The 25,188-nt window shown below is 45.1% G+C and carries 20 protein-coding genes, 1 pseudogene and 1 riboswitch; of the genes and pseudogenes, 6 read left to right on the forward strand and 15 right to left on the reverse strand.

Translation table 11 applies throughout. The annotated features are described in order from the left end of the window. Window positions 1–3: 3 nt before the first annotated feature. Window positions 4–513: a DUF948 domain-containing protein gene (locus M3636_RS24895; RefSeq protein WP_128103568.1), complete on the reverse strand. Its 510-nt coding sequence runs from the start codon at window positions 511–513 to the stop codon at window positions 4–6. A gap of 220 nt (window positions 514–733) precedes the next feature. On the opposite strand from M3636_RS24895, the gene M3636_RS24900 reads away from it, so the two are divergent. Together M3636_RS24900 and M3636_RS24905 are read left to right on the forward strand one after the other, a co-directional pair. Further along, a complete protein-coding gene (locus tag M3636_RS24900; RefSeq protein WP_017692264.1) occupies window positions 734–898 on the forward strand; it encodes a DUF1328 domain-containing protein in 165 nt (54 codons plus the stop codon). A gap of 400 nt (window positions 899–1,298) precedes the next feature. Continuing rightward, the gene (locus M3636_RS24905; RefSeq protein ID WP_128103569.1) at window positions 1,299–1,775 is read left to right on the forward strand and encodes a hypothetical protein; all 477 of its coding nucleotides are present in this window, start codon (window positions 1,299–1,301) and stop codon (window positions 1,773–1,775) included. A 119-nt stretch (window positions 1,776–1,894) separates the two neighbouring features. Here M3636_RS24905 and M3636_RS24910 read toward each other — a convergent pair whose 3' ends face one another. Continuing rightward, window positions 1,895–2,785 carry a cation diffusion facilitator family transporter gene (locus tag M3636_RS24910; protein ID WP_251384359.1) on the reverse strand — a complete coding sequence of 297 codons (891 nt, stop codon included), beginning with the start codon at window positions 2,783–2,785 and terminating at the stop codon, window positions 1,895–1,897. A gap of 174 nt (window positions 2,786–2,959) precedes the next feature. On the opposite strand from M3636_RS24910, the gene M3636_RS24915 reads away from it, so the two are divergent. Beyond that, window positions 2,960–3,148, forward strand: coding sequence for a hypothetical protein (locus M3636_RS24915; RefSeq protein ID WP_145409877.1), 189 nt, complete (start codon window positions 2,960–2,962; stop codon window positions 3,146–3,148). 149 nt (window positions 3,149–3,297) lie between these two features. On the opposite strand, the gene M3636_RS24920 is transcribed toward M3636_RS24915, so the two are convergent. From M3636_RS24920 to M3636_RS24945, 6 genes are all read right to left on the reverse strand, one after another. Beyond that, window positions 3,298–4,923, reverse strand: a complete 1,626-nt coding sequence (locus M3636_RS24920) for an ABC-F family ATP-binding cassette domain-containing protein (RefSeq protein WP_145409876.1) — start codon at window positions 4,921–4,923, stop codon at window positions 3,298–3,300. A gap of 396 nt (window positions 4,924–5,319) precedes the next feature. After that, a complete protein-coding gene (locus M3636_RS24925) occupies window positions 5,320–6,408 on the reverse strand; it encodes an MBL fold metallo-hydrolase (protein ID WP_251384360.1) in 1,089 nt (362 codons plus the stop codon). Between the two features lie 64 nt (window positions 6,409–6,472). Next, the gene (cydS, locus tag M3636_RS24930) at window positions 6,473–6,625 is read right to left on the reverse strand and encodes a cytochrome bd oxidase small subunit CydS family protein (protein WP_156395355.1); all 153 of its coding nucleotides are present in this window, start codon (window positions 6,623–6,625) and stop codon (window positions 6,473–6,475) included. A 5-nt stretch (window positions 6,626–6,630) separates the two neighbouring features. Further along, window positions 6,631–7,665, reverse strand: a complete 1,035-nt coding sequence (locus M3636_RS24935; protein ID WP_128103572.1) for a cytochrome d ubiquinol oxidase subunit II — start codon at window positions 7,663–7,665, stop codon at window positions 6,631–6,633. After that, on the reverse strand, window positions 7,662–9,008 hold the full coding sequence (locus M3636_RS24940) for a cytochrome ubiquinol oxidase subunit I (protein WP_128103573.1): 1,347 nt from the start codon (window positions 9,006–9,008) through the stop codon (window positions 7,662–7,664). The genes M3636_RS24935 and M3636_RS24940 overlap by 4 nt, the downstream gene beginning before the upstream one ends. A 387-nt stretch (window positions 9,009–9,395) precedes the next feature. Then, window positions 9,396–12,248 carry an ATP-binding protein gene (locus M3636_RS24945; protein ID WP_251384361.1) on the reverse strand — a complete coding sequence of 951 codons (2,853 nt, stop codon included), beginning with the start codon at window positions 12,246–12,248 and terminating at the stop codon, window positions 9,396–9,398. 365 nt (window positions 12,249–12,613) lie between these two features. On the opposite strand from M3636_RS24945, the gene M3636_RS24950 reads away from it, so the two are divergent. Continuing rightward, the gene (locus M3636_RS24950) at window positions 12,614–13,309 is read left to right on the forward strand and encodes a response regulator transcription factor (RefSeq protein WP_128103575.1); all 696 of its coding nucleotides are present in this window, start codon (window positions 12,614–12,616) and stop codon (window positions 13,307–13,309) included. A 59-nt stretch (window positions 13,310–13,368) separates the two neighbouring features. Here M3636_RS24950 and M3636_RS24955 read toward each other — a convergent pair whose 3' ends face one another. Continuing rightward, window positions 13,369–13,797, reverse strand: a complete 429-nt coding sequence (locus M3636_RS24955; protein ID WP_251384362.1) for a hypothetical protein — start codon at window positions 13,795–13,797, stop codon at window positions 13,369–13,371. Window positions 13,798–14,025: 228 nt separating this feature from the next. Here M3636_RS24955 and M3636_RS24960 point away from each other — a divergent pair, with 228 nt between their 5' ends. Continuing rightward, window positions 14,026–15,168 (forward strand): virulence factor, encoded by a 1,143-nt coding sequence (locus M3636_RS24960; protein WP_128103577.1) that lies wholly within the window; start codon window positions 14,026–14,028, stop codon window positions 15,166–15,168. A gap of 144 nt (window positions 15,169–15,312) precedes the next feature. Beyond that, window positions 15,313–15,580, forward strand: a riboswitch (Lysine riboswitch). A 125-nt stretch (window positions 15,581–15,705) separates the two neighbouring features. Next, complete coding sequence (locus tag M3636_RS24965; RefSeq protein WP_251384364.1) at window positions 15,706–17,172, forward strand: amino acid permease; 1,467 nt, start codon at window positions 15,706–15,708, stop codon at window positions 17,170–17,172. Between the two features lie 195 nt (window positions 17,173–17,367). On the opposite strand, the gene M3636_RS24970 is transcribed toward M3636_RS24965, so the two are convergent. From M3636_RS24970 to M3636_RS29850, 6 genes and pseudogenes are all read right to left on the reverse strand, one after another. After that, the gene (locus M3636_RS24970) at window positions 17,368–18,495 is read right to left on the reverse strand and encodes a transglutaminase domain-containing protein (protein WP_128103579.1); all 1,128 of its coding nucleotides are present in this window, start codon (window positions 18,493–18,495) and stop codon (window positions 17,368–17,370) included. A 200-nt stretch (window positions 18,496–18,695) separates the two neighbouring features. Continuing rightward, the gene (locus tag M3636_RS24975) at window positions 18,696–21,071 is read right to left on the reverse strand and encodes an S-layer homology domain-containing protein (RefSeq protein WP_251384365.1); all 2,376 of its coding nucleotides are present in this window, start codon (window positions 21,069–21,071) and stop codon (window positions 18,696–18,698) included. 206 nt (window positions 21,072–21,277) lie between these two features. Continuing rightward, a complete protein-coding gene (locus tag M3636_RS24980; RefSeq protein ID WP_251384366.1) occupies window positions 21,278–22,201 on the reverse strand; it encodes an alpha/beta hydrolase in 924 nt (307 codons plus the stop codon). A 193-nt stretch (window positions 22,202–22,394) separates the two neighbouring features. Beyond that, window positions 22,395–23,027 (reverse strand): bifunctional 4-hydroxy-2-oxoglutarate aldolase/2-dehydro-3-deoxy-phosphogluconate aldolase, encoded by a 633-nt coding sequence (locus tag M3636_RS24985; protein WP_145409859.1) that lies wholly within the window; start codon window positions 23,025–23,027, stop codon window positions 22,395–22,397. A gap of 201 nt (window positions 23,028–23,228) precedes the next feature. Then, window positions 23,229–24,299: a glycosyltransferase gene (locus tag M3636_RS29845; protein ID WP_353056321.1), complete on the reverse strand. Its 1,071-nt coding sequence runs from the start codon at window positions 24,297–24,299 to the stop codon at window positions 23,229–23,231. 426 nt (window positions 24,300–24,725) lie between these two features. Beyond that, a pseudogene (locus tag M3636_RS29850) lies at window positions 24,726–25,178 on the reverse strand (glycosyltransferase); the annotation flags it as partial. Window positions 25,179–25,188 lie beyond the last annotated feature (10 nt).

Here is a 25,188-nt window from a genome sequence, read left to right on the forward strand (position 1 = left end):
TAATTATTTACGAACACGTTGCCACAGGTTAGCCGCAAGATCCACATACTTCAACCAATTCTTCCCACCATTTGCTGCATCATTATATGTAGCATCATAGCTTTGCAGGGTACGATCCGTCTTGGTGGCTGGCGTTGCCTGTACATGGATTGGTTCAACAGCTTGTTCTTCTTGTTGACTGGAGCGTTTTGTCTGGAATTTAGCAATCATCGTAGAGGAAACTTGTTTCGCCGCAGCAGTTACTTCGTTGAGCACTTCGCCTAGGTTTTGAACAGATTCCATAACCGGATCAATCTTTTTCATTTTGTGTTGCACATCCGCCGTAATATCATTTGCATGTCTTACCGTCTGTTTCACTTCATAACTGAGTTCATCAATCGTTTTTTGGACTTCCTGTAACGTCTGGGATACATTGTCCAATGAACTCTGAGCGGATTTTAGAGTACGAATTAAAAAGAAAACCAAGACTGCAAAGGCCACCGCAATTAAAGCCACGCTAATTTGATAGATCATAGAAGAACCTCGCTTTCGATATACTATCTGAATTGTTATTGCTATAGTTACCCGACCATTTCCGGGACGAAACAAATGATAAAACCCACTTCATATATTCACTTTCTTGGAAAAATGATGAATGTTTCAACCTAAAAGTCCTCGGTTAAAGAACAACTACACAAGGCTGCGAGGTGAACAATTCTCGCTCCAAAATTCCTAAACGAAAGGATGAAAACTCATGTTGAAATGGTCTGTATTGTTTCTAATTATTGCACTTGTCGCAGGTATTTTCGGATTTTTCGGAATCGTTGAAGCAGCTGCTTCAATCGCTAAAGTCCTCTTCTTCATCTTTGTTGTACTGTTCGTAATCTCCCTCATTACGGGACGAAGCCGAATGCGATGAATGAGGCAACGCAATGAAAATCACGCAGTACATACAAAAGTCTATCGCGCTAACATTAGCCGGTAGGCTTTTGTTCGTTGTATACAGATGAATACATGGTTTGACATGCGAAGCAGCCACTATCCTCTATTATGTATTACACTCCCTTCTTCTCTATTCCTGAACCGCTCTCCCGGCAGTTATAAAATTACAACGTAAATAGGACCTTTTTGACATAGCCAACCTGAATTTATCCCACTGAAGTATGATTTTTACAAGCATCCCTAATACCCACAAATGCTCCAGTTGACTCTGGAGAATGCAAGAAAATATTGTTATAATTTGTGATTCATAGGTGAGCTTGCTTGGTTATTTTTAACACAGGACAACAAATTACATACCTACCGAGGAGGAATTACAAATGAAAAAAATCGTAAGTTTTGCCGCTGCTTTAACGTTGATGGGTTCGATGGCTGCTGCCGCAGGTGCTGAGGAAGCGGTTACTGGAACAGTAACTCCTGAAACTGGAACTGAAGCAACAACACCAGCAACCACAACTCCGGCTGTTGAAGTTAACAAACCGGCTGTAGAAACAGTAGAAGGCACGGTTGAGGGCGTTACAGGTACAACAACAACTGAAACTTCAACAACTACACCTGACAAAATGTTCGATGAGCCTGTTGTAAAAGCGGGAGACGAGGTTCTTGAGCCTACGATGCTGCTTAACCTGTTAGAGCGCACTTGGTTCTATGATGCTCCAAACGGCAAGCCAATCGGTGCACTTGGTTCACAAGTAATCGACACCACAGGTGAAGTTGTTGATGGTTTTGATGGTGGCGAGTGGGTACAAGTGTACACTTGGAAAGGTAAAGCTTGGATTCACGTTGCTATTCAGTAATATCGTATAATCCTTCTAGCCATAAGTAAAGAGGACAGCACGTGAACCCGTGACTGCCCTCTTTTTATTTTGGAAACTGAAATATCATGATCGTTAATCCTTAGCTTACTGTATCGTTTTCACTCATTCTTTGGAGTAGCGTTTGCTATTCTGGGTTCGACATGTACATGTACATGCATAATGTTGTGCGATCGTTTCAATCGTTCCTCCACCCTGTCACAGATCTGATGACCTTCAATCAGACTAAGTTTCCCGTCTACCTCAATGACGATATCCACTAACACATGACTCCCATGAACACGTGCCTTGACATCCTTAATTGTCTCTACGCCAGGAACACGGGCAACAGAAGAGCGAAGATCGGTTAATTCCTTCTGATCAAAACCATCGGTCAATCGGTGTGTGCAGTCTCTGAAAATCTCCCAAGCTGTCTTGCAGATCAGCAATCCTACAGCGATAGCTGCGACTTTATCAAGCCAAGGTAGACCGAATTGTGCACCGATGATTCCAATTGCTGCTCCAATACTGACCCACGCATCCGAACGATTGTCCTTGGCTGCTGCCATAAGTGCCTGACTGTTAATTTGCTTGGCTAGACGAGAGTTATAGCGATACACACCTAACATTGAAATCGCGCTTATAATCGCAACTCCCGCTGCCAAGAGATTAGGGGCAACAAAGCTGCCAACATACCAGGATCGTACCGCTTCAACTAGCACTTGAAGTCCCACCACAGCCATAATAAATGAAGCAATCAGTGCCGCAATCGTCTCTGCCCGAAAATGACCATATGTATGATCTGAATCCGGAGGCTTTTGTGAAATCCGGAGGCCGATCAGCACTGCGACAGAGGCTACAATGTCGGTAACATTATTATATCCATCGGCTACCAACGCACTAGAATCAAAAATATAACCACTGATTAATTTAAAAGCAGACAAGACGAGGTAAGCTGCTATGCTAATCCAGGCTCCCCGCTCCCCCTTACGAATTTCTTCATAAACATTCAAACCAGTGCTCCCCCTTTACGATCTCTCATATTGAAGTCCGTGCTCCACAACATCTTCAAGCTCATTCATCGCATTTTATCAGGTTGCCCTTGTAGGGCTTTTGTAAAACGTATAAAATAAGGACATCCCGTCCAAATCGGACGGCTTAACTGTAAGACCGGGAGGGAAATAACGATGAGCGATAATACTGAACAGAAAAAAATCAGTTTGCAGGATGCGATACGTCAAAAATTGGCGCAAAAGAAGGAACAATCAAAATCCGGTAACCAATCCAGCGCCTATTTTGAAGGCGGTCCAAAAGCAATGAAGAGTCAAAACAACAAAAAACCTAACAATCAGCGCCGCCGTACTGGCGGATCCTAGGCTCTTTGGGTATTTCCCAAGGCACGCTGTAGGGTGACCTCTAACGGCCTCTATGCTAGGTAGTTATGTATGTATGATGCAACCAAAAAAGAACCGCGACTTCCTCTAAGGAAGCTTCGCGGTTCTTTTTATATATCTATATCTTTTATTTACGCTTCAACCGGGTACATCTTATTCCGTAATTCCTTAATCTCGTCGCTCTCCAGGTATTCATCATAGCTCATTTGACGATCAATGATGCCTGTTGGCGTGATTTCAATAATACGGTTGGCAATCGTTTGAATGAACTGATGGTCATGGGATGTAAACAGCATTGTGCCGTCAAAATCAATCATACCATTGTTCAGCGCTGTAATGGATTCGAGATCCAAGTGATTCGTTGGCTCATCCAGAATCAATGCGTTAGCACCGGTTTGCATCATTTTCGCCAACATACAGCGAACTTTCTCTCCCCCGGATAGCACGCTTGCTTTCTTCAAGGATTCCTCACCCGAGAACAGCATCCGACCCAGGAATCCACGCAAATAGGTTTCATCCTGATCTTTGGAGTACTGGCGCAACCAGTCAACCAAAGTCATTTCGACACCGTCAAAGTATTTGGAGTTGTCTTTCGGGAAATAAGCTTGTGATGTCGTTACACCCCAAGTATATTCACCACTATCAGCTTCAACCTCACCCATCAGGATATCAAACAACAGGGATTTGGCATTACCGTTCGGTCCCACAAATGCGATTTTGTCGCCTTTGTTCACGACAAAGCTAAGTTCATTCAGCATGTTTACACCATCAATCGATTTGCTTACACGATCAACAGTCAACAGCTGTTTACCCGCTTCACGCTCAGGCTTGAAGTTGATGAACGGATATTTACGGTTCGATGGACGAAGATCGTCCAATGTAATTTTGTCGAGTTGTTTCTTACGAGAAGTTGCTTGCTTGGACTTCGACGCATTTGCTGAGAAACGTTGAATAAAGGCTTGTAGCTCTTTAATCTTCTCTTCTTTTTTCTTGTTCGCATCACGTTGCAATGCAAGTGCCAACTGGCTGGACTCGTACCAGAAGTCATAGTTACCTACATACAACTGGATCTTACCAAAGTCGATATCGGCAATGTGTGTACATACTTTGTTCAGGAAGTGACGGTCATGGGATACGACAATAACAGTACCTTCATAATCCATCAAGAAGTTCTCCAGCCATTGAATGGATTCGAGATCCAAGTGGTTGGTAGGCTCATCGAGAAGCAGGTTGTTTGGGCGACCAAACAATGCCTGTGCCAAGAGTACACGTACTTTTTCGTTACCACTTAGTTCAACCATTTTCTTCTCGTGCATATCACGGTCGATACCGAGACCAATCAAGAGTGCAGCAGCATCTGGCTCAGCATCCCAACCGTTCAACTCTGCGAACTCACCTTCAAGCTCACCTGCACGCAAACCATCTTCTTCCGTAAAGTCAGCTTTGGCATACAAAGCGTCCTTCTCCTTCATGATGGAATAGAGACGGCTATGACCCATAATTACAGTTTCGAGAACTGCATACTCATCATATTCAAAATGGTTTTGCTTCAAAACGGCCATACGTTCGCCCGGGGTGATGTGCACCTCGCCCGAGTTTGCTTCAATTTCACCTGACAAAATTTTCAAGAACGTTGATTTACCAGCACCATTGGCACCGATCAAGCCGTAACAGTTACCTGGTGTGAACTTGATATTCACATCTTCAAAAAGTGCACGTTTTCCGTAGCGGAGCGTTATGCCGCTTGTACTAATCATTAAGCATTACCATCCTTTATTTATTAATCTGCATTCTGCATGAATAGCAACTTGCATTAATCTTGGATTCAATATCCCGTAGCCTATTCTGGCACCATATTATAACACAAAAAAGCGGCAAATTCGAAAATTGGCCGCTTTTTACATTAAGATACATGTTCAAAAAGGACGGTTTTCAGTACCGAGAAGATGGGATGAAGATAGAATGGAGTAGCAGAGCGTAGGGAAACCTACGTGAGCAACGGACATTTCGGCTGAATCCCATCTTTGACGCAGAGATGCCACCCGGGCATCCTTCGTAATCAAAAGCGGACTTTTTGAACAACCTCTTAAAGATTTGGTAATGAATTATTCATGCGGATATAACCTTACATTAGCATATTTGGCTTGCTATTGTTAGTCCTGTTTATGTGTCTCATGCTTGATACGTAATGTCTCTCCGTGACCTAGCACACGAATTCGCTCCGCGCTTATCCCTAATTTCTCACGTTCCGCTTCCAGACGGTCAAGCGCCTCCTTAGGCGTATCATCGGCCAGTCTGAATGTTCCGTAGTGCATAGGCACCATAAGCTGGGAGCCACACTCCACGAATCCCTGCAATGCTTCTTCTGGTGTCACATGTTGAGAGGTCATAAACCATTCTGGATCATATGCACCAATCGGCATCAGCGTAACGCCTATATCGAAACGTTCACCGATCGTTTTGAACCCTGGAAAATACCCCGTATCCCCGACAAAATAAACAACGGGTGGCTTCTCTACGCTTTCCTGCGCCGCTAAGTGCTGCGATGCAGAAGCTTCGGATTGTTGTACATGAGACGTGTTACCTGTTGTATCTGCTGAATTGTTTCGCGTGTTCGTAGCAGCCATTTCTTCAGCGGCTTCAGAAGATGTGGGATGAACCACCTCCAAGACATAACCGCCCCAGTGAGAGCTGTTAGTATCAAACAAAGTACGACGAGTCCAGTGTTGAGCAGGTACAAAGCTTATTTTGACACCACCCAATGTAATATGTTCCCACCATTTCATCTCATGACACCGGTGAAAGCCTTTACGGATCATCTTCCGCTTGAGTCCATCTGGAACGATTAACAGCGTTTTGGCTGTAATCAGCTTCCGTAAGGAAGCCAGATGCAGATGATCATAATGGGAATGGGAGATCAAAATAATATCGAGCGGTGGAATATCCTGAATCGGAATACCTGGGGCACCCAATCTACGCTGAAATCCCATTTTCTCTGCCCATACCGGATCCGTTACGATATTTAAACCGTAGTATTGAATAAAAAAAGTGGAGTGACCAATCCAGGTAAGGGTCGTCTCCTCCCGATTGGCATGCAAGTAGTCTAACTCCGGTGGGTGCTTAGGTACAGTGTACGAATAATCCTTTACCTTTTTGCGCCGCTCTTCCCTCCACTGCTTGAATTCCTTCAACGTCTTATCCGTGCTTACATTATCAATATTGTTATAACGAATTTTCGGCATGAAAGGGTCCTCCTCCCTTCCTACTATTTTAACCCAGGATCAGCCCATTTGAAAAAAAAGCCTGTTAGTCCTTCGGGTTTTTGCACATCGCTAAGTACACGAATAAAAAGGCAATCGCGGCTACGATAATCAGTGGTGGAGCATACATGATCGTGAATGTCTCAAAAAAACTCAAACCTGTAATCCCGGGAATGCCGGATACACCCTCCAGATACATGAAATTCATCCCTTCTTCTTGCCCGAATATCCACGGACGTAATTCGCGTCAAATAGAAACAATTTCATAATCAAAACCAGTGATGGAATGAGCACCAGTAGTCCCAAACTGAACGCTGTAATCAGCGCAATGCCCATCGTTCGATTCGTAAAGCTATCATATATATTAATGTACGGATACAGGATGTACGGCAAATGGGAACGTCCATATCCATACCATGCGAAGGCAAATTGCAGCATCACGGCGATAAAACACCAGCCCAAATATTTTCGCTTCCACACAAGTGTCAGGGCGATGACAAAACAAATAAACGAGGCAATAAACATCCACGAGATATCGAGCATCCGTTCAAAGTGAAGCGGATTTTGTTTGTTAATTTGCAAAAACGCAAGAAAACTCGCAAAAATGGTGGGCAAGCTCCATAACAGCGCATACTCTCTCAACACCTCAAAAGCAATTTCATCCCCTGCCCGCTTGGCATAATAGGACAAAAACATCGCCGAAATGTATAGCACACTCACAAGTGCCAGCAATACAACAGACCAAGTGTAGGGGTTCGTCAGAAACTCTCTCCAGCGAAAAAATACCTGCTCACCAACCTGCTCAATAATGCCTCCTTCGGATATAGCCAAAATGGTGGAAAACACCGCCGGAATCAATAGCCCTGTCGCTCCGTATAAGGCCATATAAATCCGACTGTTCTTACCATGGTTACCATAGGTATTATAGGCGTAATACACACCTCGGATCGCCAGCAATACAATCGCAAGTGAGCCGGGCACTAGGAGTGCCGTGCCGTAATAGAAGGCACTGTCGGGATAAAACCCCACCAGACCCACAACAAAAAAGATAAGAAATACGTTCGTAACTTCCCACACGGGAGATAGATATCGTTGGATAATGTTGTGAATCTTATTCTCGTGACCAGTTAGCAGACTATAGAAGCTGAAAAAGCCTGCTCCAAAATCAATAGAGGCTACGATTAGATATCCAAATAGAAACGTCCATAAGATCGCAATGCCTGCAATTTCAAAGCTCAATGCACGATCCCTCCTTCAAGCCCCAGTGAGTCCAGCTCTTTCTCTGCTTCCTTGTTACGAAATAACTTGCTAAGCACCCGAATACAAGAGAAGCAGAGTATCAGGTACAGCACAATGAACAGCACCAGCATCCAACCTACAGATGAAGATGTCGTTGCCGCCTCGGATACTTTCATATATCCCCGTAATATCCATGGCTGCCTTCCCACCTCTGCAAACATCCAACCGAGCTCTATGGCAATCATTGCGAGTGGTCCGAGTAGAACAATGCCTAATAAGAGCCACTTCGGATACGGCTTGCGCCCTGGTAACCAACGACGAAACACATAGAGCACCGGTATCAATAAGATGATCACTCCTGTGGTGACTTTAAGATCGAACATATAGTGAATGGATAATGGGGGTCTAAGGTCTGCTGGATACTCTTCAAGCCCTTTCACTTCCGTATCAGGACGGTTCCCTGCCAAAATACTAAGTGCATACGGGATTTCCAATGCATACTTTACCTCGTTGTTCTCATCCAAAATTCCCCCATAGACTAACGGTGCATTTTTCATCGTCTTAAAATGCCATTCAGCCGCCGCCAGCTTCTCAGGCTGGTACTTGGCTAAGAATTTACCAGAAGAGTCTCCAATCATGACGGTACTTACCGCAAAGACAAGCGCGCTCACTGTCGTAAGTTTCAGCGCCTTTTTGTAATACACATGATCCCTTCCCCGAAGCAAACTGAATGCTGCAATTCCAGCAAGCACGCCTGCACTCAGCGTGTAAGAAGAAGCCAGTACATGAGATACTTTGGTTGGCGTAGCTGGATTCAGCATCGCGGCAATCGGATGGATATCCTTCATAATGCCGTTCACAAGCGTGAATCCCTGAGGCTGATTCATAAATGAATTAACGGTTGTGATAAATATGGCCGATGCCGATGATCCTAGCGCAACCGGGATCAGCAGCAGCATATGTGTGTATTTCTTTTTGAACCGATCCCACGTATACAAATAGATACCCAGAAAGATCGCCTCGATGAAAAACGCAAATGTCTCCATGAAGAGTGGCAGCGCAATCGCTTGACCTGCAACACGCATGAACATCGGCCAGAGCAAACTGAGCTGCAACCCGATGGATGTACCTGTTACTACACCAACGGCTACGGTAATGACGAATCCACGCGCCCATCTCCGTGCTAGCAATGTGTAATGAATATCATTGGTACGCAATCCGCGCCATTCTGCCAGAGCAATCATTAGCGGAACGCCAACACCGATTGATGCAAAAATGATGTGAACAAACAGAGTAAGACCAGTCAAAATACGACTTAATAGAACGGGATCCAGCGATGACATGGGTGACACTCCTCTTCAGCATAGTCAGTATGTATTGCTAAGCTTCGGTTATTAGGCATGAGAGAAGCCTTTCTCAATAACTCATGATCCGAATGATACTTTTCACAACGGCATATAACACCACAACGGCAGCTACCAGACAGACGATGATGAGCGTTTTCTCCTGTTTACGAAACATATCCCAGCCATCCTCCTTATTCACGAATTGCAAAAATTGGCTCTATAGACAGTTTGCAAAAGTTCATCTTTTTTTATCCCGAAAAATGTAAAATACCAAAAAAGCCTTTACCTTCGCAGTACGCCTCGCGCACCGAAAGGTAAAGACTTCATTGAACAAACCTTAAATTATAGCTTTTATGATGGGCAATGAATTCCTAATGTCAATTACTACAAGAGTTCATTCTGTTTAGGCAACCTGATCTTAAATGTACTTCCCTTACCCGGTGCAGATATGAAGCCAATTGTACCTTGATGATCCTCCACTATTTTCCGCGAGATGTACAGTCCAATACCGGTTCCACCAATCTGGCGATGATCCGAATTATCCACACGGTAAAACTTCGTAAAGAGCAGATCTTTCACGTTCTCTGCGATACCAATGCCGTAATCACGGACATCAATACATAACCACTCCTCTTCTTCCCACAGAGTGATATCAATACGATCCGTACCTGGAGAATATTTGACCGCATTGCCTATGAGATTGTGCATCACCTGTACCATTCGATTCTGATCCGCATAAGCGAAGAAATCACCATTAAATGCATGAACCTCAATACGCTGAACCGACTTCATGTTCCATTGCTCGGCGACACCCTCCACCAATTCAAGCAGAGGTACATATGTTTTGTGATACGTTAACCCTTCGTTATCCAGTCGCTGGATATCCAGAACATCATCAAGTAAACTGCTGAGCCTTGCCCCCTCAGATGAGATCGTCTCCATAAACTCCTGACGCTGGGATGCCGGCAGATCATACATCATCATTAACTCTACATATCCCATAATGGTCGCTACCGGAGTACGCAACTCATGGGATACGACACTGATCAACTCATTCTTCATTCGGTTCAAATTTTCTTCCTGTGTTCGATCTCGGAACACCAACAAAAATCCATGGTTTTTACCTGGCACATCGACCTGCTTGATATATAGAGAGAACACACTTTTCTCCACATCGTTAAACCAGAACTCCGTCTCCACAAAGGAACGTTCTCCGTTCAGGAACGCTTGGGTCTGCTCTGTCAGATTAAAGTCATCGGTTATGACGATCTGATCAATTCTTTGGGCAAAATCTTCAATCGACTTGCCTAGGAAATTTCCTAAGCCAAACATCTCTTCAATTCGTCTGTTCACGATTGTAATCGTGCCTGAACGGTCAGACATGACCAATCCTTCACGGACGGATTCAATAAAATGCTCACTAATGTCCCGCTGCTCCTGAATCGCATTCTTCTCATGGAATAACTCAGCATTTAATTGCTCTAGAGCAAGAGCATGCCTCACCCGTTCTTCTTCGGCTCTCGTTCGTTCGGTAATATCCTTAATAAAGAGGTTGTATAATGACTCATTGTTACCCAGACGAATCTCCACAATCTTGTATTCAATTGGAAACAACGCCCCGTTCCGGCGAATACCGGAAATTTCATCGACGATGGTATATCGCTTGCCCTGCTTATACTCGTATTGCTCAAGCATTTTTTTGATTTCAGCACAGCTTGCGCCTTGAAATAGAGACGGGGCATTCGTTTGCAGAATGACCTCTTCCCGCGTTAAACCGAACATTCTCTCGGCTTCAGGGTTGAATTCGATAATAAGTCCATTGGAATCCACTGCGATAATGGCATCAATGGAAGAATCGATAATGGCGCGCTTGATCTCCTCGCTATTCTTCAACTCTTTGGTTCTTTCCCTGACTCGATCCTCCAGCGTAAGTTTGTCTTGGCGAATCTGTTCGAATTGTTCAATAAGCACATCAGCCATTTTACGCAAATTACCAATAAGAATCTGTACTTCAGTGACGTGGCTTGTTGGCCACTCCATCTTGCCATTATTGCGGAATAACAACCGCGGCAGAGAGCCTGTCACACGAGTAAGTCGTTGCATCGGACTTACCACTTTGCGACTGAGCGGAGCAGCAACAATCATGGAAGTAACGATTATCATAAACAGACTCTGGAGCGTGGTCAGGTAGACCGATTCAATACGATTATAATAATTTTCAGAGCTTGTCTCGATGATGACCCGATAAGGGAAACCTGGTATCTGATTCGCTTCATAGATGAACGAAATCTGTTTCCAGAAATCGAGCACATTCCGCTGATGTGATTCAACAGAATGAATTAAAAGTTCATTTTCTCCTGCCTGGATCAGTCGATACTGCTCCAAATCGAGCACATCTCCATTCCTCAGATTGCCTAATCCCGAAGCAGCCACCCTGCCATCATCTGCATGAAGCAGTATTACATTCACACCTAATAGATGATGGTATCGCTCCACATTCTGAGTCAAATTGCCTGCCGTTACATATCCTCTGTTCAAATCCTCAACAACTGCCACAGCCGCATGCTCCAGATTCGAACGAATGGCATCATTAATCTGATCGAGTTGTCTACGGCTATCTGCCGATAACAAGGCTAGTGATACGATTACCACAAAAGCCACTACATATTTGAACGCAATCCGAGAAAGTGGAATTGTGCCCGTTCTTTTCGCCTTATCCTCTCCTGTCGTAATCCAAAAATCCACCACAATGCCCGCAATCAGTGCATTTACCATGCTAATGACAGCAATGTGCATATAGGTATACTTCACATCTTCCAGACTCATGCCCTGAATGAAGTAGCCATACGTTGTTATTGGCAACAACATCACTAACCAAAATACCGCATTGGCTTTAATGATACTGCCATTCTTCCAACGAATCTGCCACACTAACATCCATATGAGTTCAACATAACGTAGCATAGCGATGATCATCGTTTCAGGCTGTACTCCTGCAAACAAAAGTTTCAAGATAAGAATAACGGTCATAGCCACGAATCCATAGATACCACCATGTAAACGCAAGGCAACGAGCACCGCTGCACTTACCAGTACCAGATTTACGCCACAAAATAACGTCACCGGAAAAAAACTGCTCGCTGTACCCAAAAGGATAAGGATTGCTGTTCCAATCCAGGGCACACGCAGTTTCAATATGACCCACTCCAGTATCTGTCTTGCCTTGATCTTAGCCATAAGCACATATCCCTCTGATGTTTCTCTTATGTATTTTGAATGGCAAGCCTAGTTCCTCCCATAAATAACGGTAAATAACGACACTTTTCCCCCTAAATCGTCTCTAATCTATTATACTGTAGTTAGTCCATGTTATCTCTTTGGCAATTATTGATTGATCGCCAATTGTATTAGGCTCATGATAAAATATTAAAGTTTAGCTCCATCAAGAGGTTTTATACATATGTGTATCTATTATAAAATAGATTCATGCACCCTATATTTTGGAATAAAATCATTAAAAAATTTGCAGTTTTTCGAACAATATTTAAGTATGAACTTCGTATTTTCTTAACAAATTCAATTCACCCAGGAGTGTGACCTCAATGATCAAAGTACTTCTTATAGAGGATGAGAAAAATCTGGCGGACATGATCGCTTTCTTTCTAGAGGAGGAGGGGTACATAACAGAACGGGTTCATCATGCGAAGGATGCATTATTGCTTTTCCCTAAGTTTCAACCAGACATTGTGGTGACTGATCTCATGTTGCCTGAAACGGATGGCAATGATCTTGTAGATGCGTTTCGCCAGCAATCCACAGTACCTATTCTGATGATCTCTGCAAGCACGATGTTGAATGATCGACTTCGGGCTTTACATAACGGTGCGGATGATTTCCTATGTAAACCCTTCAGTCTGAAAGAGCTCGATGCTCGGATTAAGGCTCTATTACGTAGATCAGCCATTACTTATTCCGATAAACCGCTCCAAGAGGAAAAACCGGCCGATGTGGCCGGGCATGTGAGTGTCAATGAATATAGACGAACTCTGTTTGTAGATGGGCAAGAGATCGAGGTTACGCATATTGAGTTTGAAATCATGAAAGAATTATACGGTAATCCCGGCAAAGTATTTACACGGAATGAGCTCATGGATCGCATCAAAGGCTCAGAACGGGCGTATCTGGATCGTACGATTGATGTACACATATCCAGCCTACGCAAAAAGATTGAACCCGACCCCAAAAACCCTCGTTTTATTAAAACCGTTTGGGGAACAGGCTATAAATATGTTATCTAGCTTAACTATAGCTGCTTGAATCATCAAATCAAATGAATACATAGCCATTTCTTCCCCGGTCATGATCGAATGGACATGGTGGAAGGAATGGCGTTTTTATTTTCCTGCGGAGAGGTTTGAAGCCAGTGCTGAATCTCGCATACCCACTGATCTAATTGTCCGGGATGCCACAAACTAAGTTTAACTTCCCCTGAGCCCGAAATTTGCTGCAAATGCCGTTTGCGAATCAGTGATTGGAAATCAGTGATGACGAGCAATGGAATCTGCGGCATAAATGCCCGAATCGCATTGGCTGCGGATATGGCACAGGAGGCTTCCTTATAATCCACGATACAATAACGGGACTTCTCCCAGCCGTCCTGTTCATTCATTCTATCTTCTTGTTCTCGCTTGCATGTCGCCTCAGCGATCCATTGTCTTAACATTGGAATCATCACGTCATATGCAATGCTACGGCTTCCATCCGAAAGAACAGTAATGGGCTCCATAATGTTACCTCCATTAATTTCATTACTTCCATTGTGAGCTTTTTCATTTAAAAATGTTTGTGCGTGAACGTGAAAGAAGTGTTAACAATCTTCGTACTTCTTTACAATATACCTTTGACGCATAAGCGTTGATTTCGCAATTTAGACACATTCATGTAAAATATAGATATACTCGTGCTCAGTCACGGTAAACTTAATGATGAATCCGGTACAGGAGGTTATGAACCGATGAATATTGTTTCCATTGAACCAACACCCAGCCCTAATACGATGATGTTGCATCTGGATGAACGTCTGGAAGACGGAATCCGCAAAACATATACGCTGGATAATGAACGCTCTGCCCCAGCCTTTATTCGCCAAATGCTTCACATTCCCGGTGTAAAAAGTGTGTTCCACACCACCGACTTTGTAGCTTTGGATCGTAAAGGTAATGCCGACTGGTCAGTGATCCTTGGCGAAGTTCAGAGCCGTCTAGGACAACAGGGTCTAGACCTGGATTGGATTGACGGTGAAGATCATTCCGGCGAACACTTTGGTGAAGCCCAAGTATTCGTACAATTTTTCCGGGGTGTGCCTATGCAGATCCGGGTAAAAGCAGGTGCAAAAGAGGAACGCGTTGGACTCTCAGATCGGTTTGTCAAAGCCGTTACTGAGGTTGCCAGTGCTACGCTGATCAAAGAACGCAAGCTGAAGGACTACGGTGTTCGTTACGGTGAACTTCCAGATATCGCTCGCGAAGTGGAACAGGAGCTTGAAGCTGCGTATCCTGCTGAACGATTGAATCAGGTCATTCAGCAAGCCATTGCGCACGGCACCAATGCCGAGGAATTCGTAGAACGTCGTCGTCAGCTCGAAGGTGCTGAACTTGAAGAAGCTCTGAACAGCACTGACTGGAATGTACGCTATGCAGCGTTTGACGGCATGGAGCCAACAGCCGAGCGCTTACCTCTGGTTGCTCATGCGCTTAAGGATGAGAAAATGCAAATACGGAGATTGGCGGTTGTCTATCTCGGCGACATTCGCACAGCAGAAGCGATGGAACTGTTATATCAAGCATTACAGGATAGCTCGCCCGCTGTACGCCGTACCGCAGGAGATACGCTATCTGATATTGGTGATCCAGCTGCAACTCCAGCTATGACAGCCACGTTAACTGATAGTAGCAAGCTTGTACGCTGGCGTGCAGCTCGTTTCTTATATGAAGTTGGAACGGAAGAAGCGGAAGAAGCTCTACGCGTAGCAGCTGAAGATCCAGAATTCGAAGTAAGCCTTCAAGCGAAGATGGCCTTGGAACGCATTGAATCAGGTGAGCAAGCAGCCGGTACGGTATGGCAGCAAATGGCTGGTCGTAACAAAAAAACGGAATAGGTCAAAATGTCTCACCCAATATTTGTTATTGCACTGGGAAACATTGAGCGGTATACTGAGTCTCTGTTTAGAAAACCAAACAAAGCTTGTCATGTTTGGTTTCCAACCAATTTCATAAACATATAGATACACCTCATCCATTGATGATGAGGTAGAGGTCGCGGGTGCGATCAGTATGCTGAAGGAGGCGCGAAGGAGCCGCTTGAGATCTCAGCAGAAAGGTGCACCCGCCGAAGCTCACTGGACGCCTCCTTATTTCTGTCCAGTGTCGCTGGGGCTGTTGCCGAAAGGTGCAGAACTGTCACAGTTAGAGCACATATTGCTATGAGTACGTGTCCAGAAAGGTTAGGCTAATTTTTGGAACAATCCCTTTAAGCAAGTATGATTTCTACTGTGTTGAGCTATCTTAACATCGGGGACAATGTGGTGCGGACTAGATAAAGAGACCGCAGGCTAATGCCTGCGGTCTTTGTTATTGTTATATATCCCTTACCTATATGAACAACTCAGTATTTATTTGAATGAAGGAGTGTTTCCATGCAAGACCGCAACAATACTACATCAACTGGATCATCACTAAAAAAGGGACTTCGTGCCCGGCACATGACCATGATCGCTCTTGGTGGATCGATCGGTACCGGACTATTTCTTGCAAGTGGTACTGCCATCTCTACCGCTGGGCCAGGCGGCGCACTCATTGCTTATGCAGCCGTAGGAATCATGGTATATTTCCTCATGACAAGTCTCGGAGAGCTTGCTACATTCTTGCCTGACTCCGGTTCATTTAATACGTATGCCGCCCGCTACGTTGACCCTGCACTGGGGTTCGCGATGGGCTGGAATTTCTGGTACAACTGGGCTGTTACGATTGCCGCAGAGCTCGCTGCCGCTACGGTGCTGATTAAATACTGGTTCCCAGATAGTAATTCGATGCTGTGGAGTCTGTTATTTCTCGTATTGATCTTCTCCTTAAATATCCTATCAGTTAAGGGATACGGAGAATCGGAATACTGGTTCGCCATTATCAAGGTAGCCACCGTTATTATCTTCCTTACGGTTGGCGTACTTATGATCTTTGGTATTATGGGCGGAGAAGCTGTTGGCTTCAGCAACTTTACTGTAGGTGATGCCCCCTTCCATGGTGGTTTCTTCACTGTGCTTGGTGTATTTATGGCCGCAGGATTCTCCTTCCAAGGAACGGAGCTGATTGGTGTGGCTGCCGGGGAAAGTGAAAATCCTCGTAAAAATGTACCTCGTGCGATTCGACAAGTATTCTGGCGTATCCTTATTTTTTACATTTTGGCGATTACAGTGATCAGTCTAATCATTCCATATACACACCCGAATCTACTCAAAGGTGAGCTGAATAATATCGGTGTCAGTCCGTTTACCCTTGTGTTTGAGAAGGCCGGGCTAGCGATTGCCGCTTCTGTCATGAATGCCGTAATTTTGACTTCTGTACTGTCTGCAGGTAACTCAGGTATGTATGCCTCTAGCCGTGTACTCTACGCTCTTGCTCGGGATGGTAAAGCACCACGCTTCCTGGCACGATTGAACAAAAGAGGTATTCCTATGAACGCGCTGCTCATCACGACTGCAGTTGGAATGCTGGCCTTCCTTGCCTCCCTGTTTGGAGATGGGATCGTGTACACGTGGTTGCTCAATGCATCAGGCATGTGTGGTTTCATCACCTGGCTCGGTATTGCCATCAGTCATTATCGCTTCCGTAAAGCATATGTTGCTCAGGGTAGAGATCTGAACGATCTACCTTACCGTGCACGCTGGTTCCCGTTTGGCCCGATCTTTGCTTTTGTATTATGCATTATCGTCATTATCGGTCAGAACTATCAAGCCTTTACAGGAGATCATATTGATTGGAGCGGCGCGCTAGTTGCATACTTAAGTGTACCGTTGTTCTTAATTTTGTGGCTCGGCTACAAGTGGATTAAGAAAACCAAAGTGGTACCTTTGCAAGAATGTGATTTCACCTCTACAACAGATTAAATTACAGACAGCTTTCCTTCCGTGCGGAGGGAAGGCTGTCTTTTGTTATATTGAGATTTGCGATCTGCAATCTCCGATTGTTCGAGCCAACTGTTTCTCCTTCGGACAAAAAAAAGAACGCTTCTGCAAGAAGCGTCCTCGTTCGAAATAGTGAATCCTTTCTAATTCATATTGTTAGCAAATGATAGTCAGCAATTACATCGTCCATGTAATTTTCACACGTAAATCGGTGGTATCTGCCATGTTCGAAACATAATAGGATATCGACTTCATCCCTAACTGATATAAATCCTGTAGATCCTGAACCAAGCCTTGCTCTGTTCCCTTGTATCTGAATGTTAGCGATGTTCCGCCGTCCTTCATGACCGTTTGCACTTTCTTCTTCAAGGCAGCATGTTCCTGAATCGCATCACTCTCGTTATACAAGGCATAATCCAGGGTATGGTACAGCTTCTGATAAGCAGCTGTTTTACTGCCTCCCTCGGTAATCAGACCATGCAGCACTTCACGGTATAACGTTGAAGCCGCAGGATATTTACCATTATTCGTCCAGAAGTGATCACGCGCCATCTCCGTATCACTCAGCAAATAATAATTATAGCTGACCTTGCCTTTACGGTCAGGCGTAGGATCATCCCACGTGGTGTCCATGTGATACCATTTCCCATCCAGTTTGACCAAATTCCAAGCGTGAAGCTGGTCACCAGCTGTACCTTCAACGATACGATTCTCAATGCCCACTTGCTCTAACATGCGGTAAGCCAGCAAAGAATACCCCTGACATACGGTGCTACCCGTCACTAGTCCGTCGTATGCCGTATATTTCTTTAACGAGGTATCATAGGCGAGGTTAAGCACGATCCAGTCATGGATCACTTTAACCTTCTCGTGATTGGACATGCCTGGAACGATGATCTCCTTCAGGACGCTCGCAACTTTACGATTCACATAGTCCGTCTGTGCCTTCGTTTCCCGATAAGACAATTTAATATGTACCTCTGCCGATACATTGGAACCTTTATAATTAAATGCGTAACTCTTAACCGTATACTGAATATAAGGGTCGCTCTTCATCGCTTCGTCAATGGAGCTCTGCAACTGTTTTTTGAGGCCTTTCACATTACCCTTGTATGTAAAAACTAGTTCCTCTGTACGCTGAGACATCGCCGTTAACAACGTCTTGCGCAATTCCGCAGTCGTAGATATGTCCGTCGTGCCGGAAGCAGCATATAACTGATCCAGATCAACCGTACGCGGTAAAGCCACAGCAATCAAGCAGCTAGCTAGCAAAATGGTGATGATTCGTTTCCCATTCTTGCCCATGAAAGGATACCACCTCTCTTCGCAAAGTTCTCATGCCTCATTGTATCACAAAAGCAACTGACATCAGGCTTCTAGTTTTGTCGAAAAGAATCAAAAGAGACCTTCCACAGAAGGTCCCTCTTATCTTCAGCAAAATAAACATGATTACCGTTATTCTTATTCTATGAATTCAGCACGTACTTATGACATCTTGCTCACGTTTAATACAGACGGTTACCACTCATAAACGTGTCTGTCTTGCCTTGCAGCTTCGCAAGTCGTTCCAAAACCTGTGCAGCCTCAGCAACGGTTACCTTGCGAGCAGGCATGAAGCGGCCTTCAATGGAAGGTAACAAGCCTAGCTTCAGGCTGAGCGAAACTGCGCCTTTGTTCGTCACAGCTCCTGCATCTGCGATGTTAGGCAAGTCAGAAGGTAGCGTGTAGAACCCCGCCAATTTCTCATACCGCAAGATCCGAACGAGTAACACTGCCAGCTCTTCGCGTGTCATTTCTTCTTGGGGATTCAAATTCTTCTCCGGGTCAGATCCACCTAACCAACGTTGATCAAGCAACGTTCGAATCGCTGGATAGTAAGGACTATCAGACGTAATGTCAGCGAAAGGCTTGTCATCACTGTCTCCGCCGTAATACATATCCATACTCGGATTGATGGCTCTGGCCAGATAGTTGAACCAGTCCCCTTTTGTAATCACTCGATCTGGCAGAATACGCCCTTGATCATCAGCAATGAATACGCCGTGCTGAACCATGCTTGTAAGAGCAGTCTCTGCAACATGTCCTGCAATATCCGTAGGCTGTGTCTTGGAGGATGAATTCAAATCTCCATACATACTTCTCCACTCACCCGTGTTGGCATCCAGTACCTCATACAGACCATAGATCGAGTTTTCACTACGTGTTGGCACGTATGCCAATTTGATTCCCATAGGGACTGCTTCCCCATTCGTCATACCATATCCACCATAACGGGAATAGGCCAGAATCAATTGAATCTCTTTAAGATAAGTTGCCTTGGCATCCTCATAACTGATAGCAGGCTTCGCATCTGTAGGTAACTGCTCTGGAGTTGCAGTTACTCTCGCATAATATTCCGTGATAGAACCATCCTTCGCCACTTGAACCTGTAGAGAATCGTCTTTTACTAAAATTCCATTCATATATCGTTTGAACAGAAACGTTCTTGCTCCATCCATTTCAATGACTGTGGACAGGCGGAACTGCTTCGCTGCATCTGGAGCAAGTGCAATAGCCGTATTGACCGCCAGCTTCTCCGCCTCTGCCTTGGTTACAGACTTACTGCTTGTCTCCTCTGTAGCTTCCGCTTCTGTCGTTCCTGGCATGATGCGCTGATACACGTTAAAACTGTAGATCTGCCCTGTCACTGCATCAATCTGTGCCGAGATATCTCTCATGAACATGTATGAAGCACTGGCATTGCGATTACTCCAACTCAAACTCCAGACCTGACTATTAGGGCTTGCATAATAACCTTTGATCAGCTGGCTATGGTCTAATTGATATCCTTTGGGAATGTCGAAATTCTTCTTAATTAAGCTCTCGGCTTGAGATGCATTCAATTTCTGTCCTGTATTCGGAACAAAAGCAGCTACACTTCCCTTTAAGGGTTTGTCCAGTTGCTCCGAATCGGACGTCATTTCTTCACCAGTCATCGGGTTAATTGGATTCAGCGTGTTAGCATCCAGCCCATTGCCTGAACTTTTAGGTAAATAGCCAAGATAATACTTCTGCCCTTTGCGGGATGAGTAGCCATCTGGGGAAATATAAGCGAGCTCAACATCAAATTGCTCGTCAAATTTCTTCTTGGCCTGCTCGGCAGATAATTCCGGCTTCGATGAAGGGTAGTCGCTCTCAATGGTGCCTCGTGAGTAACCTGTGATTCTTCCCTGGTCATCAACGTTCACATAAGCTGTCTCAGCCTCTGATAACAGACCTTCATGCTTCAATTGGTAACGGTACTGATATTCGGTTCTGCCGAATAATGATTGTTGTACAGCGTATGGATAGGATTCAGAAATAGCTAAAAATGCGTCTTTCTCTAAATCTGGTATCGCTTCATATAAAAATGCTTCAGCCAACTTCTCTGCTTCGGCCTCTGTCACCTGGCGGTCTGATTCAGCACGCTGTTTGTCCAGCAGCTCCGAAGGCAGATGCACACTGAGTACCTCACCTGTGCCAGCATGTACAGTGGCGCTGAACCCCATGGAATGATTGCCTTCGCGAATTCCAAAACCAATCTCCCACGCTTTATAATCTGGCGGCGGAAAAGAGTTCGGTGAATCGAAATTGGCAGATGTAATGGTTGCCTTTTGGAGCAACGGAAATAGTTTCAATATGTTATCACTGGCTTGCTTAGAGGAGATCTTAGCTCCTTCCGGCACATCACTGTTTACGACACTTAATACATCTTCCCCCGTTGAAGCTTCGGTTACCTGTTCCGCTGTTGCGGCTGACACGCTGCCTGCAAATCCTGGAGCTTGCGTTGCCAGAAGCAAGGTTGCCATTGCAGCCGTTGCTGCTTTGGCGGTCATCATTTTGAATCGAACGTGAAAACTCAAATCTGTACCTCTCCCTTCAATCTCATACATGGACACACATCAAATAACCCCGCATGAATATTGCTAGTCTATTCTATGATACCATAAGCTTCCTTTTTAATCGTCCTTTTCCCAACAATTTTACAAATGTGAATTTTGGCAAATCATTCGCAAACGTAAGAAAAACGCCAACATCGTTGGCGTTTCACTGTTTATATATTTATAAATTAATCGTCACTAGCTGCCGCTTGGGGCTGATCTTGCACCCGAACATGCTTCTGTAGAAAAGGAATAACCGTCTCCCAGAAGACTGGATCTTCCTCTGAGCAGCTATGTCCACCACTGTTCACCCATAAATGCTCTACAGGTGGATCGGCTTTACTCATAAAATACTCAAGCTCGCTCGGAGGGATAAAATTATCTCCTTTGGAATGAACCATAAGTAGCGGTAACTGCATCCCCTTACGTCGTTCATTCAACAACATGACAGGATCGCGCTGGCGATAGGACTTGAGTGACTCTCCCAGTCGCCAGAACCAGATTCGGGGTATGAGCTGAGCCAGTGGAAATAAAGGGAGACGACGCCGTCTTAGTTCCGAACTTACGATAACCTCAAATTGAGATGGCATCGAGTCTGTAATCACTGCAGAGACAGGGAGATTCTCCGTTACAGCCAGAATGGTACCTAACCCTCCAAGTGAATGTCCCAGCACCCCGATGGCTTCGGGGTCAATCTCAGGTCTAGTAGACATATACTTTAACGCCGAGTTAAGATCATCACGGAATAGATAAGCTGAAGCCGCTCGAACGGCATCACTCTCTCCATGACTGCGAACGTCATACATAAATAGAGCGTATCCTGCTTCCCAGATTGGGCGTGCATAGCGGAGTACACGGGAGCGATTAGAACCCCAGCCATGCGCAATGATAACCAGCGGCCACGGCTTCGGTAGATGTGCAGCAGCAGGAATAAACCAGCCATGCACTCTCCCTCCACCACTATCAAAGGTTACATCTTCAAAGGGCATAGGCGGCGTCAACGTGATCGGAATTTTTTTGGGTGTCTGGCTGTTCACCGCTGCTTTCCACAGCCCTCCTGCAGTTAAGGCAGCAAAAGCAATCATTCCCCCAACCATCGTTCTCGTTTTCACAGGCATCTCTCCTCTCCGGCTCTTAGCATACCTTCATCATAAGATAGGAATATTAACTACACATTAAGGTTCATCGGTGAAATGGATCATTCTTACCCACCCATACTTTCTTTCGTTAAACTTATAGTGCATGTTCAGAAGTGGACTTTTTGAACAACCTCTTATATTTACCCAATTTACAAATGGCTTGTCACTATACTTTTATGCTAGCCGCATCTACGAATGCACGTGTACATGCCGCAATCTGCTCATGATTCCCACTTGCTAGTGCCTCTTTGGGGAGAAGCGCGCTTCCCAAGCCTACCGCTGCTGCACCTGCCGCGTAATACTCTGCTATGTTGTCCAGGTTCGCGCCACCAGTCGCAAGCAGTGGAATATGATTCAATGGCGCCTTGATCTCCCGCAAATACGGAATGCCTAGGCTTGCCATAGGGAACAGCTTCACTACCTTGGCACCTGCTTCATAGGCAGCAACAATCTCGGTGGGTGTCATTGCTCCAGGCCAGATCTCTACACCCTGTTCTACAGCATATTCAATAACGGATAGATCGACATTGGGCGAGACCAAAAATTGTGCGCCTGCAGCAACCGCTTCTCGTGCCATCTGTACATTTAATACGGTTCCGGCGCCTACATAGGCTTGTCCTTCATGTCGCTCTCGCCAATCGGCGATAATATGATGCGCACCTGCCGTATTGAGCGTAACTTCCATTAGACGTATGCCGCCCTCAGTCATCCCTTGGCCTGCAGTAACAGCAGCTTCCCGACTAATTCCGCGTACAATCGCGACCAGCCTTGATTCTAATAATGTTTCCGTTAAATTCATATTCCTATTCCCCTCGCTCCATCAATTCGGCTGAATATAACTATTGTAAAACATATCTTCCCCTGGTTGAACTACGAAAAGGATGTGACGGAGCTCCAATTTAACTTTTGGATAAAAAAGAAAAACGACGATAAGCGTTCCAACACTCCTAAGAGAGTTGTCCCGATCACCGTCGTTGGATATTAACGTTATATCGTTCCTTTATGCATTTTCTAATACACTGCCCTCATCCATCTCTCGAAAGTACTTTTCGTTATACAGCATGCTTGGATGTGTCGGATGGTAAGCCAGAGCAATCGTATTGTGTTCTTGCGCCTTTGTCCGATTACCCAACCTGTCATAACACACACACAATTGCAAATGAGGCATCCATGTCCACGCGGCTTCATTCACCGGTACGATGGGGTCAGCAGGTCGTATAGCCTGAGTCGCCTGTTCGTACCAGAACACCGCTTTGCGATAATCCTCACGGTCGGCAAAATAGCCCCCCAGACGGCAGCATATCTCTGCTCTCGGTAAGTCATAAACGAACGATCTTAGTAGCGCCACAATCTCTTGATCCGGACGTTTACGTGCTGCTTCGCAATCGGCCATCTTTTGACATGCAGTAATCTGATCCTCTACCCAGCCTAACCCAGTATCCAGAAACTTCGTATAATAGGATACCGCATCCTCATACTGTCCGTGATCTTTAAGCTCATTCCCAAAATAATATAAGTCACGCGGAGAAAAGTCTTCACCTGCCTGTTCCCGTTTGCGATAAATTTTCAGGTTGCGATCGGTATATACTTTATCTTTCTTATGTGTGACAGCCACATCACTATGCAGCAAATGCCCGCTCACTTCCAAATATTCATGCACTGCACCAATCCAGCGAAAATGACGATCCCGACGCACCAGTCGATTCCGCCTCAGACTGTATGCTACCTGACCATCTGCTGTAAATGAAAGATTATAATTCATCGTCACACTGTCCACTGCTGGATCAAGGGATCGTTTCAGGGCAATGAGCTTTGCCCGGTCTTGAGGTTCAAACACATCATCGGCATCAAGCCAGAGGATATATTCACTTGTCGCCTGATCAAAGGCAAAATTACGCGCAGCCGCAAAATCATCCACCCATTCAAAATCTATAATATGCTCTGTATACCTTGCAGCAATCTGACGGGTACGATCTGTCGAACCCGTATCGACAATAACCACTTCATCAGCAATGCCGTTAACTGAGTCCAGACAGCGTGCAAGGGAATTCTCTTCATTTTTCACAATCATACATAGCGTTATCGTAATCGTCTCTTCTTCGCGTCGAACCCTCCGATTATAAGCGGCTACCCCTGGCAGTTCAGACAAACGATAGATGTGATAGGCAGGATAATGCGTATCTACAAACAAGGAAAAGCCGAGTGCTTGCGCGCGAATGCAGAAGTGACGATCCTCCCCCCAGAATGAAATATTCGGAATTCGATCAAAAGTAACACCTGCCTCCAATACATTCCTGCGTATGAGCGTACATGCCCCGAGGCCACCTACTTCGTAACAGCCTGGATTGTGCAATTGCTGCAAAAAAAGCTCTGTCTGGATCGTATGATTATCGGTTTCCGTTCCCTCAGCTACCTTCACACCTCGGCGGTACAACTGATACTCATCCTGTAGCCAAACTTGGGGCATTTCCCTTGCGCCTGGTTGCCAGCGCGTCCAAAAGATATTGGATACAATCTCTTTCTCCGTGGAAACGAGTTGTTCCAGCGTTCGGGGATGTAACACCAAATCAGAATCGATCAGAAATACGGCATCATACTGGTGTTCACAGACGTGTTTCAAAATCTGATTCTTCAAGCGAGCTACTCGCCAGACTTGTTCATCCTGCCAATAGTGTCCACCCTCATCTTTGGTGTATGACCCTTCCAGAAGATCCTCATCTTCATTCAACACCGCGTCAACGGTAATAATGGTACCTTCGTTTTCTTTTACAAAATCTCGAAGCATAACCGAAGAAGCCGTTTCCTCATTATCGTCCACAAATAAATAATCTGTTCTTACCGTCGTTCGCTCCAGCGTACATAAGGATTCAAGAAATTCACGAAGTACGGCGGCAGTTTGACGCACTGGACTCGCAATCAGTATGTTTGGCGTAGCCTTTCCCTTCTTCAATCTTGTTCCT

Source organism: Paenibacillus sp. MER 99-2 (genome assembly GCF_023714095.1).
Taxonomy (GTDB): domain Bacteria; phylum Bacillota; class Bacilli; order Paenibacillales; family Paenibacillaceae; genus Paenibacillus.